An 11579-nucleotide genomic window follows, 5' to 3' on the forward strand; every position below is an offset into this window, starting at 1 on the left:
TGCTCCTTCACTTTACTGTACTCTATTATACAATAAAGTGAATATTCCGCGGTGGCGGAGCCACCCACTCTGTTGAAATAGAGTTCTTCCGCAATTATCCGTATATGGCATTTATATAATCCCCTTACCATGGTAATATTTAGACATAGATTTTATCAGGGAGGAAAGCCTATGCCTATAACAATCACGTTGGACCTACAGAAATTTTATCCGAAAGAAATGGAAATCGCCCAGATTTGCCAGGGAGACAAAGAAATCTTTGTTAAAATGTTTGTCCGTTCCAAGAGCTGCAAATGCCCAAAATGCAGTACTGTTTCCAAACATAGGCACGGGACATATGAAAGAAAGATACAAGACCTTCCAATTTTAGGGAAGAGCACATACCTTTTGGTAAATACATATGAGTATCAATGTGATAACCCAGCCTGTGATGTGACTACCTTTGCTGAAAATATTAATGGATTCTTAAACTATTACAGTCGTATGACAGATCGCTGCGCAGATTTTATATGCACACTGGCCATGGAGACAAGCTGCGAGGACTGTGCGCGAATCTGCCGTGCTATGAATCTAAGAACCAGCGGCGACAGTGTGATCCGTTTACTGGTTAAGAGATATTCCATGCAGCCGGAAGCAGAATGCGGGAGCATCATCGGGTGGATGACTTTGTGTTTAAGAAGAGGCACACCTATGGGAGAATCATTGTAGATGAAGCCACACATCATCCGGTTGCAATTCTGGATGGACGTGACGGCAATACCCTAAAGGAATGGCTCAGTAAGAACAAGCATGTAAAAGCAGTGACCAGAGACCGGGCAAGTGCCTATTCTTCTGCAATAACCGAGATATTGCCGGATGCCATGCAGATCGCAGACAGATTCCAACTCCACCAGAATCTTTTGGAAGCAATAAAAAATACAGTGAATTCCGAACTGCCTGTTGACATCAGGATTCCTTCTGATTATGACAGCAGAGAAAACACCGGTGAGGAAGAAACCGGTAAAAAAAACGCCATGCTGTGTGGATAATGTCATTGAATATAATGAAAAAAGTGTACAGTTTTATAAGGCGATCTACCAATACGATTCTGCCGGGTACAGTAAAAGGCAAATTTCTAAGATGCTGCATTGCAGCAGGAACACAGTGACAAAGTATCTAAATGGGGATTATGAGGCCTTGTGCCGGAAAGATTTCCGCAGCGGCATGGATCAGTTCTACAATTATGTTTTCAAGTCATTAAATACCGGAATCAGCCGGAAAGACGTATACCGCAGCATCCTTGGAAAAGGCTATAAAGGCGGACAGACTGCGGCTTACGACTTTATGAACAAAATTATAGAACGGTTTCAGATTGATATAGCTGTTTATAAGAGTTCTTCTGCTGAAGCAGTGCAAAAAAAGAAAGAATTGCAAAAGTATGACCATATATCAAGAAGCGGTGTGTTCCGCTTCTTGTGGATGGGGGCAGAACTTACAGGCAGCCATAAAGCATATTTATTGCAGACATACTCAAAACTCAGGGAGCTTATGGCTTGCATCCGGGAATTTCGTGAAATATACGAGAAGAAAAATATGGCACTGCTGTATTTGTATATCGGGAAATATAAAACATCAGAATTAAAAGTGATTGCCCATTTCGCCACAGGTTTGGAAAAAAATCTTGATTCTGTTGAAAATCCAGTGGCCAGTACATTATCGAATGGATTTGTAGAAGGAACTAACAGCAAACTTAAAATGATAAAACGTACGATGTACGGAAGGTGTAGCAAGCTCCTGTTGGCAGCAAAATTAATGTACGCAGTGGAGCCTATTTACGGATAATTGCGGAAGAACCCACTAAGGTCGGTATATACAATTGGGTGCCTCCGCAACCGCAGAATATTTAACAGCAAACATATAAATCTGTAACAATAAAATTCGTCGGTCTATAAATAGATTACTAATTATGGTTTGCTGCGTACACGTTATACAGGGCCTCATAGGTTACCATTAATACATGTGTTAACGACACGTTCAGCGGCATGTCCATCATCCAGATAATTATATTTGTCACAAAATTTCTGATATAAAGTGGAATATTGTTTTTCTATAGTATCAATATTGTATACTGCTATTAATAGCTCTTCCTGCGTTTTTAAAATTGGTCCCGGGAGTTCGTTTAAATTAATATAGAAATCGCGAACAGTATTTTGATATTCATCCAAATCGTACATATAAAAAATAATAGGTTTGTGTAAATTTGCATAGTCAAAAAACACGCTGGAATAATCTGTGATTAAAATATCGCTAATTATATAAAGTAAATTAACATCGTCCATTTGCGAGCAATCAAAAATTTTTCCTTTAAAAGATTTCAATTCAAGTTTTGATGAAATTAAATAATGTAATCGCAAGATTACAATATAATCATCACTAATCTGTTCTATAAATTTAAAAAAATTCTCTTCAATATCAAGTATGTTACCTATTCCTAAAATATATTGATTATCTCTCCAAGTAGGTGCATATAAAATCACTTTTTTATTTAATGGTATGCCTAATTTATTCTTTATTTCTATAGATTTTTGGGGTTCATAGTTTAAAAGATAATCATTTCTAGGATAACCAGTCTCAATTAATATATATTCCTTATGAAGCTGATCTAAACCAAAGGAAGAAGTAAATACACTTGTACAAAATGCAGAAGGAGATATAAAATAATCATACTTTTTAGCATCATTTAAATACATTTTATGACTTTTTTTCTGTGAAGTAAGTACATTTCCCTCTATTTTGAGATCGATACCTATTTTTTTAAAAGGCGTACCATGCCAGGTTTCAATTAAAATTTGATCTTGTTTTTTGGTCATATATGGAGGAATTCTCCAGTTTGTGATCCAATACTTTCCTTTGGCGAAATACTCAAAATATTTTTGTGATTTATATTCCACTAAAATAGTTCTGGAATCAGTGAAATCACTTTTTAATTCCTGTAACTTGTTTTTCCTAAATGCCCATACAAATGTAAAGTCTTTGAAGCGAGAATCATTTATAAGATAATTGTAAATTGCTTTAGGGCTGCATGCATATTGTTTGCCTATAAAAGATTCAAAAACTATTATCCTATTATCTGTAGCATTATTAAGACAAATTATTTTATATTTTATAAAAAAATAAACTTCAGCAATAGTATCATATATTTTTTTAATCGTATGATTTTTGTTTTTTATATAACCTAAAGTGGTTTTGATATTATTTTTCATATTAATCTCCATTCCGCCGCCAAGTCGGCGACACAAATAGTAATGAAAATCTTTCACTTTTCCTCATTGCTGATAAAATACTTCTTAAAGAAGTTATACTACAAAGCACGGGAAGGGAGTCGTAAAGACTTTCTTCGTTTTAGACAGCATATTAGTCAGTGTAAGTTCCATCTTTAATGGCTTCTTTATCTTACTTTGAAAGGAGTTCTTGATTATGAAAGTTGTTTATTAAACCTGTTGTGGTGTCGATGTTCACAAGTCTTTTCTCATTGCCACAATCATTAAAACTACTTCCGGTTTGGAACTTTCGTATCAAAAGAAACGTTTCTCCACCTTTAACAATTCTATTCTACGATTCAAAGAATGGCTTGTTAAAAACCAATGTCGTGATGTCTGTATGGAATCTACCGGAAAATATTGGCTTCCTGTCTTTAACCTTTTAGAAGACGAAATAAACGTCACCATCGCTACCCCCCAAATGGGTAAAAGCTGTCAAAGGCAATAAAGACGATACGAAAGATTCCAAATGGATTGGGGACTTATTTCGATTAGGTCTGGTTCCGGGAAGTTATATTCCTTGTAAGCTAATACGTATCCTGCGTGAATTTACAAGATACCGTTACAAACTGACTTTCTGCCGTACCAGTGAAAAGAACAGATATCAGAATGCTTTTACTGTCTGTAATGTCGCATTAGATTCAGTAGTTTCCGATATATTTGGGAAATCAGCTACATCTGTTATTGATTACCTGATTGAACAACCTGACAATTCCATCAACCATGAAGAAATAGCTTCCAGACTCCTCTGTTCCCTAAAGAAGAAGTCTGACAGTGTCATGGAATCCATCGAATGCTATCAGATGACTGATTCCCAAAAATATCGTATGCGCCTCGTCCGCGCACATCTGAATTATATCACATCTACGATAAATGATATAGACACTACGCTTGATTCTTTAATTGCTCCATATGAAAATGCTGTCCAGTTACTGCGTACCATTACAGGTGTTGATATGACTCTGTTTTTGAATTCCAAACGCTTATGCTGTTGGGCGGGAACTCACTCCCGGCAACAATGAATCTGCTGGTAAGAAGAAATCTGTCAGAATAACACGTGCAGGTGTCTACCTCAAACCTGCATTAGTACAAGTTGCCCATGCAGCCGTGAAATCTGATAAATCTCCTTACTACGAACAAAAATATGAACGCATTATGAAACGTCGTGGTAAAAAACGTGCCATTATTGCTATCGCCCGGATGATTCTCACTGCTGTCTATCAGATGTTATCTACTGGGGAAGCATGGAATCCGACCGATTTATTTAAAATTGATATGCCTGAACCTTTAAAGGAAAAACAGAAGGAAAAGGCTATGAAGTAGGCTATGAAACTTCTTATAAGCGAAGGAAAAATTTCTGAATCGCAATTAGCCTCCTAGCTTTTTCCAACAACAAGCTTTTTAACGGCTGTCATAAGACAGCTTATTAAAGTGCACCATTTATTGGCTGTCTTCTACTTTCTTTCACAGTATCTTTCCTTTTTTTAAAGTTAATTTTATTTATAATAACATGTTATTATAAATAGTGCAATTTCTTGTTAGTAATAAAATATTCAAATGTACGGATATTTTTTGAATTTTAATAAATATTGATAAGCTGTATACATTTTTTGCGGAATTTGAACGAACTTAATTATTAAGCTCAACAGCCTGTAATCTGGAAATCGTCTTATAGATGTAAGAACATCATTAAAAGTTGATAACAACAACTTACCATCTTGAGTTTCCGCAAATTGTAATTAAAAAATGACTATAGTAATCCAAGGTGCCAATCTGCCGTTTTTTGAAATGCTGACGAGTGGCAGAACAATGAGTAAAGGCACTTTAACAAGTCCCGCCGGAACCGGACTTTGGGAGATTTGTTCTTTTATCTATTTAAGCGGTCAGCTTAAGGCAGAGTTGACGGTATGCAGGACGTTTTGTCCTGAACCAGAGTCTGACGCCCTCTTTTGCATACGACAGTATGCCGGAGATCCCTTTTGCCAGCCGGTAATAGCAGAAATGCACTTTTTCTTTCACCGGATCTGCTGTCTTTATAATGGAAACCTTAAGGGCATTCGTCTCTGATTTCATGGAGGTCTGTGCAAGGAATGCCATGCATAAGGTAATATAAAAATTTAATGCGTTTATGGCTTTGAGTTTTCTTACCCTGAAATTTTCAAACTGGAACATCTGTTTTTTAAACCAGAAATATTCTTCGATCCGCCACCTGGAAAAGTATTGCTTTGCTACAGCAATCACATCCTCTTTTCCTCTTTTGAACGGATTGGTTTATTTGTGGCAAGCATCATAGGATGCTCTGTGATACCATAAACCAGTACCAGATAAATGTCCTTTCTGGAGGCGGTGATCTGTACCTTCACATGGGAAAGATAAGCTTCGTGTTCTTTTCCTTTATAAAATAGAGGGAGTTTTACTTTTCCTTTCCTGCGGTTACGCAGCTCAGCTGCAAAAGTCCATTTATTATGGCAGAGCAGCTTATGTTTGGCAGTAAGGCGTATGACATAGTCCTGTCCCATAGAATCCAGCTTGAGAAACATCTTGTTATCATCATAGCCACGGTCCATGACAAAAGTTGCTTTACCAAACAGGGAATTGGCCCGCTCCATAGCGGAGAATGTGACATCGTTAATGGAGGTAAAGTTTTTTTCACTGGAAGAATGGACCTCGGAAAAGAGACTAAGTGGATGATTGTTGTTGGTGAGGACCGTGGCTTCGGTAACATGATAGCCCTTTTTATAGACATTTTTTGTGGCAGTGCTTTCGGGAACCATCACGTACCCATCCAAGAGCTTCAAATTTGTAACCATCAGGCTTGACAACATCACTGTCGTCGATATGGATAGCGGGCTGAGCAGGACACTATTTTTTAACCTGTGTGAGATAATCTTTCAGAGCTTCCCCGGGAGTCCCCTTGGCAAGATGGTGTGAAAGGCGGTCAACAATGTTGACTTTTTTGGACGTTTCATGGAGCTGGTCAACAATATCCGTAAGCAGGCAGCTGCCGGAAGCGAGGATACCATAATTCATTTCAGCAATAAATTTCCGTTCCGGTTTTGGAAGCTTTCTTGAAAATTTATTTGAAAAAGTTAAAATTTCCTGTTTCATTAGGTATGTATTTGATGTAAAATAAGCCATAAGGAATCCCATTTCTTTTTGTTTAGTAAGATTTTTGTTTGGTAGCTTAATTTTACATCAAAAAGGGATAGGATTTCTTATATTTTGGGCATTTTTTTAAAGTTGTGTATAAGTATAAACAGTAATTGTGCTTCTGTGGACAGAACTGCGGAAACTTGAGCTTACCATAGATTGAAAAAATAATTAAAATATGATAATATATATAAGATATTTTGTAAAGGGATGGATAAGTATGAAAAAGCTAAAAAGGATTTTCAAAAAACTTAAAAGTATGTTACGTTCAGCATGGTATATTCATTATTATTACTCCTCTGAATTGGATGGAAATACTATTCTTTTAGATTCCAAAAATGGTAAAGACTTAGGCGGCAATATTCTTCGTTTGGCACAAGAACTGTCAGGGAATCCTGTGTATAGTAATTATAAATTATATTTTTCAAGTAATAAGGATAGAAAAAGTCAACTAAAGAATACCCTAGAGTTATATAATATTACCAATGCTAAAATCGTGAAAGAGGCAGGTTACCGGCATTATAAATTATTAGCAAGGGCAAAATACTTAATTACTGATACATCTTTTCCTATGGAGTTTGTAAAAAAGGAAGGACAGATTATTACAAATACATGGCATGGGACACCTTTAAAGAAAATGGGTAAGGATGTTGATAATCAAGCATACTCTATGGGCAATGTACAAAAGAGTCTCTTATTATCTGATTACTTGTTATATCCAAGTGATTATATGAGAAATATTATGATTGAAGCTTATTGTATGGAAAATCTATATAAAGGCAAAATCTTATGTTCCGGTTATCCAAGGAATTCTGTGTTTTTTTATCCTGAGGAGGGAGTATTACTTCGCGCTAAATTGAATATGGCAGATAAAAAGGTCTTCGCTTACATGCCTACATGGCGCGGTGTGGTGGGAAAAGTTGAGACGGAAGAGCAAGTTTTGGAGGTACAAAACTATTTATTACAGATGGACGAAATGTTGAGTGATGATGAATTACTTTTGGTCCGTCTTCACCCTTTTGTGGCAAAAGCTATTGATTATAACAAATTTCGGCACATTTGTGCATTTCCAGATGGTTATGATCCATATGATGTACTCAATATGGTAGACTGCCTAATAACAGATTATTCAAGTGTATTTTTTGATTTTTCAAATACTGGAAAAAAAATTGTACTTTTTGTATATGATAAAGAACAGTATTTGGATGATAGAGGAATTTATGTACAACTAGATAGTTTCCCATTTCCACAGGTACAAAATGTATCAGAATTGGTAAATGAATTGAGAAAGCCTAAAAACTATGATGATATAGTATTCAGAAAAAAATATTGTCAGTATGATAGGAAAAATGTGGCGCAGATAGTATGTAAACATATTATTCTAAATGAAAAAGTCTTAGAAGAAGAAACTGTAATTGGTAATGGAAAAGATAATGTATTAATATATTGTGGAGTACTGGCAAAGAATGGATTAACAACAGCATTTTTAAATTTATTAGAGAACATTGATCATACAAAAAGAAATTATTTTGTTACCTTTGTCAAAAGTAGTTATCGGAAAGATCCATTACAAGTAAAATTATTACCATCGTGGGCAGGAATTGTTCCTATTACAGGCTTTTTTGGAAGAACACCTTTAGAGGTATTGGCAACAGTAATGTATTTTAGGAAAAAGAAAAAGAATAAGTGGATTATCAAATATGTTGATCGATATTATTCTAGAGAATTTAAAAAAAATTATGGGGAAAGTGACTATTCGTATGTTATTCACTATTCTGGATATGGAGAAAAAACATTAACGTTATTTCAAAATGCTCCTGGTAAAAATATAGTATTTGTTCATAATGATATGGTTAAAGAATTGGAATTAAAAACAAATCAGCATGAGCATACTGTGAAAAGGGCGTATGCTGAATATTTTAGAGTGGTTCCAGTAACTACTGATATCTATGAACCCACATTTAGGCTAGGCAATAATAGTAATAATATTTGTATAGTTAACAATTGTCATGATTATCAAGGGATTATTAGAAAAAGCAACGAAGAAATCATATTTGATGAGAGAACTATAAGTACTGTATCTAAGGAGAAATTAGAGAATATCTTAGATAATTCAGAAAAAAAATTTATTACTATAGGACGGTTTTCTTTTGAAAAAGGTCACCAAATGCTTTTAAATGCTTTTGATAAATATTATGAAATAAATAAAGAAGGGTATTTAATAATCATTGGCGGCTATGGTCAACTATACGATGAGACATTGCAATATGCAAAGAATCTTAAGAGTAGAAATCATATTATTATTATACGCTTTATGAATAATCCCATGCCAGTATTGAAGAAGTGTGATTTATTTATCTTATCTTCTCTTTACGAAGGGCTGGGATTGGTTATGTTAGAAGCTGATACGTTAGGTCTGCCTGTTATATCTACGGATATTCCGGGACCAAAAGGGTTTGTAAAAGAATATGGGGGATATCTTGTTACCCCTAGTGTTGAAGGTATATATAATGGATTGATTGCTTTTGATCGTGGTGAAGTGCCTGTGATGAATGTTGACTACAAAAGATATAATGAGCGTGCGATAGAGCAATTTGAGACACTGTTTAAATAAAATTAGGTTTAAATAGTCAGGCAAAGAGTCGGAAGTGTTGATAAATGATGTGGTATTTGGGACTGATAAACAGAAAATCGAACCTCATGTACTAAAGGTGTCTGTTGAAATAGGGAATGATGGAAAACGATAGTTTTAAAGAGGGATTGCGTGATTCGTGTGAATTATACAATCCCTTTAATTAATAAGAGTCCGTCAGCTATAAATTTACCTACGGTTACCAGGAGGTACTGAAAACTATTAATCGTAAGCGCCAAGTGTTAGGGTATCCCAACACATCTACCCGGATACCTGGATATTTCATTTAAATAGGGTTCATCTGAACTTTTCCGTGGCCAGCGGTATCGTCCCTGTGCGACATTCAGTCTCTTGTAAAGGAGCACATATCCATCCGGTTCATGGAGCAGGACTTTGATCCGGTCACAACGTTTACCACAGAAAAGGAATAGTGATGACTGATACGAATCCATAAAGAGTTTATCCTGAACAATGCTGCAGAAATCATCAATCGATTTGCGCATGTCTGTTGTGCTGCATACGATATAAATGTTGTCCGCCACGGAGATATCGCCTAACACACTGTGCCTTTCACAAGGCTCAGAACTCAATCCAGTATGGCAGGGACGGTTCCATTGGCGATGCGGATTGTCGCATAGCCCAGAGATATTTCTATCATGGCAGAAATATCTGTAATACTGGTTGGACTCGCAGGCGCTGGCTGACACAGAAGCATCGACTCAGAATTCTCTGCTTTTGTATTAAAAATTAGTAAGCGCTTAGATTTCAGATATGGTAGAAAAAATCCCCGACTACTTTTTAGCAGCCGGAGCACCTTGATATTTCACATATGATTGATTTGACTCGTTTGCGCGACGTTCGATCTCTGCTTTGACACTTTCATTCCACGGTGCAAGAAGCTCTAATTCATCATCATTCATCCTATCATCAGGCAGTTTTTCAAGCAGATAGGTAAGATAGTGATAGACGTTTACTCCATTGGCCTTTGCCATTTCTACCATTGTGTACACAATGGCACTAGCCTGGGCTCCATTCGGTGTGTCACACAACAGCCAATTTTTACGGTTATGTGCTTAAAAACATAACCGTAAGAACTGGCTGTTTAGCAGTTCCGTAGATGGTGCGAATGCCAGTGCAGTCGTTTACACAATGGTTGAGATGGCCAAAGCACACGGATTGAATATTTATGGATATCTTAAATTTCTGTTGGAACACCCGCCAGGTAAAGATATGACCGATGAACAGCTGGCAGAGCTAGCGCCTTGGAGTGAAAAACTCCAGTCTACCAAAAATCGCATGTGAATTATAGTGAATTACTCCAACTCGCAAAGGGCTGGAGTAATTTTAGATTTTACCGCGGTATTATTTGGCGGTTACGTTGGAGTGACGTAAGCGTCAAATCGCTCGCCTAGATTAATTAGAGTTTTTGTGGCAAACTTAAAAAAATGCAAAAAACTATTAGTTTTTTAAGGAGGTCACTTACCATGGATCAAATAACACACACAGTCCGGTACTCTATGTGGAAAGACATTCTGCTTCAATGTCAGAACAGACCGGATGGAATGTCAGCAAAACAATGGCTGAAGGAAAATCAGGTTAGCGAAAAATCTTATTATTACTGGCAACGGAAATTCCGAAATGAACTCTTCGAAAAACAAGGCATCGCTTTACCAGCGTTGCAATCATCCTCGAATTGTACAGACATATCTTTTGCTGAAATGACAATGCCAACAGAAAGAATGGCTGTTGATGATCAGCATAGCGAAAATAATACGTGCATCTGCAGTTATTAAAACGGAAGCTTTGACAATAGCAGTTTCAAATGATAAATCGGATACACTCTTATCAAAAATCCTACAGGAGATTTGTCATGCTTGAGGATACTGCTGGTATCCGCCGCGTAGTCCTGGCCTGTGGTACCGTTGATTTACGAAAAGGGATTGACGGACTGGCCATGATCATAGGTGATAAATACCAACAGAATCCATTTGAAAAGGGAACTTTATTTCTCTTCTGCGGAAAACGTTCCGACCGCCTAAAAGGACTGCTATGGATGGGAACGGGCTTCTTACTTCTTTATAAAAGATTTGAAGATGGAAGAATGTCCTGGCCACGGACAACACAGGAAGCGGCTGAACTGACGGAAGAACAATTCAACTATCTGATGTTGGGTTTAAATCCCCTGGATCCGAAGATCAAAGATGTCGATTCTAAAAAAATCTATTGATCATTGTGCAAAACAGAGAAATTTTATGCTTCTGTTTTCAATGATATATATGGTCTGTGTGATGTGTTTATAGCACCGGCAGAAACCCTCTGGAGTGTCATCTCCACTTTACAGAAGGGGAAAATGAACCTTGAAAACTCTATATTTCCTTACTACATATGAAGGTTTTACACGGTTCTGTCCATAGGCATTTTGACGGAACCTGCTTAATAACAGATTCGCCAGTTCTAATACTTTATTGTATAATAGAGTACAGTAAAGTGAAGGAGCG

The 11579-nt window shown here is 36.6% G+C and carries 11 protein-coding genes and 4 pseudogenes; 9 read left to right on the forward strand and 6 right to left on the reverse strand.

All coding sequences use genetic code 11. The features are described from left to right. Window positions 1-267: 267 nt before the first annotated feature. From WMO65_RS25620 to WMO65_RS25635, 4 genes and pseudogenes are all read left to right on the forward strand, one after another. Window positions 268-360, forward strand: a pseudogene (locus tag WMO65_RS25620) (transposase family protein); the annotation flags it as partial. A 27-nt stretch (window positions 361-387) separates the two neighbouring features. Continuing rightward, window positions 388-708, forward strand: a complete 321-nt coding sequence (locus WMO65_RS25625) for a hypothetical protein (protein ID WP_243128919.1) — start codon at window positions 388-390, stop codon at window positions 706-708. Beyond that, window positions 669-1028, forward strand: a complete 360-nt coding sequence (locus WMO65_RS25630; protein WP_243128903.1) for a transposase — start codon at window positions 669-671, stop codon at window positions 1026-1028. Before WMO65_RS25625 ends, WMO65_RS25630 begins: the two co-directional genes overlap by 40 nt. A 175-nt stretch (window positions 1029-1203) precedes the next feature. Next, window positions 1204-1821, forward strand: a complete 618-nt coding sequence (locus WMO65_RS25635; RefSeq protein ID WP_243128905.1) for a transposase — start codon at window positions 1204-1206, stop codon at window positions 1819-1821. Between the two features lie 155 nt (window positions 1822-1976). Here WMO65_RS25635 and WMO65_RS25640 read toward each other — a convergent pair whose 3' ends face one another. Next, a complete protein-coding gene (locus tag WMO65_RS25640) occupies window positions 1977-3242 on the reverse strand; it encodes a CDP-glycerol glycerophosphotransferase family protein (RefSeq protein ID WP_187370727.1) in 1266 nt (421 codons plus the stop codon). A gap of 268 nt (window positions 3243-3510) precedes the next feature. On the opposite strand from WMO65_RS25640, the pseudogene WMO65_RS25645 reads away from it, so the two are divergent. Further along, window positions 3511-4622: pseudogene (locus WMO65_RS25645) on the forward strand (IS110 family RNA-guided transposase). Between the two features lie 552 nt (window positions 4623-5174). Here WMO65_RS25645 and WMO65_RS25650 read toward each other — a convergent pair. From WMO65_RS25650 to WMO65_RS25660, 3 genes are read right to left on the reverse strand one after another with little or no spacing between them, the layout of a single operon-like run. Then, window positions 5175-5540, reverse strand: a complete 366-nt coding sequence (locus WMO65_RS25650) for a transposase (protein ID WP_243128907.1) — start codon at window positions 5538-5540, stop codon at window positions 5175-5177. After that, a complete protein-coding gene (locus tag WMO65_RS25655; RefSeq protein WP_256157963.1) occupies window positions 5537-6109 on the reverse strand; it encodes a transposase in 573 nt (190 codons plus the stop codon). Before WMO65_RS25655 ends, WMO65_RS25650 begins: the two co-directional genes overlap by 4 nt. Before the next feature lie 52 nt (window positions 6110-6161). Next, window positions 6162-6329, reverse strand: coding sequence for a hypothetical protein (locus WMO65_RS25660; RefSeq protein WP_243128908.1), 168 nt, complete (start codon window positions 6327-6329; stop codon window positions 6162-6164). 340 nt (window positions 6330-6669) lie between these two features. Between WMO65_RS25660 and WMO65_RS25665 the strand changes: the two genes are divergently transcribed. Continuing rightward, complete coding sequence (locus WMO65_RS25665) at window positions 6670-9063, forward strand: glycosyltransferase (RefSeq protein WP_187370728.1); 2394 nt, start codon at window positions 6670-6672, stop codon at window positions 9061-9063. A 260-nt stretch (window positions 9064-9323) separates the two neighbouring features. On the opposite strand, the gene tnpB (WMO65_RS26610) is transcribed toward WMO65_RS25665, so the two are convergent. Both tnpB (WMO65_RS26610) and WMO65_RS25670 read right to left on the reverse strand, forming a co-directional pair. Then, entirely contained in the window at window positions 9324-9788 is a 465-nt protein-coding gene (gene tnpB / locus WMO65_RS26610; protein WP_353964007.1) for an IS66 family insertion sequence element accessory protein TnpB, read from the reverse strand. Window positions 9789-9872: 84 nt separating this feature from the next. Beyond that, a pseudogene (locus WMO65_RS25670) lies at window positions 9873-10145 on the reverse strand (transposase domain-containing protein); the annotation flags it as partial. 22 nt (window positions 10146-10167) lie between these two features. Between WMO65_RS25670 and WMO65_RS25675 the strand changes: the two are divergent. The 3 genes and pseudogenes from WMO65_RS25675 to tnpB (WMO65_RS25685) all read left to right on the forward strand — a co-directional run. Beyond that, window positions 10168-10383 (forward strand): annotated as a pseudogene (locus tag WMO65_RS25675) (transposase domain-containing protein); the annotation flags it as partial. A gap of 182 nt (window positions 10384-10565) precedes the next feature. Next, a complete protein-coding gene (locus WMO65_RS25680) occupies window positions 10566-10874 on the forward strand; it encodes a hypothetical protein (RefSeq protein WP_148394047.1) in 309 nt (102 codons plus the stop codon). A gap of 77 nt (window positions 10875-10951) precedes the next feature. Then, the gene (gene tnpB / locus WMO65_RS25685) at window positions 10952-11308 is read left to right on the forward strand and encodes an IS66 family insertion sequence element accessory protein TnpB (protein ID WP_187370729.1); all 357 of its coding nucleotides are present in this window, start codon (window positions 10952-10954) and stop codon (window positions 11306-11308) included. The last annotated feature ends 271 nt before the right edge of the window (window positions 11309-11579 follow it).

It is taken from the genome of Blautia caccae (assembly GCF_040095955.1).
GTDB lineage: Bacteria > Bacillota > Clostridia > Lachnospirales > Lachnospiraceae > Blautia > Blautia celeris.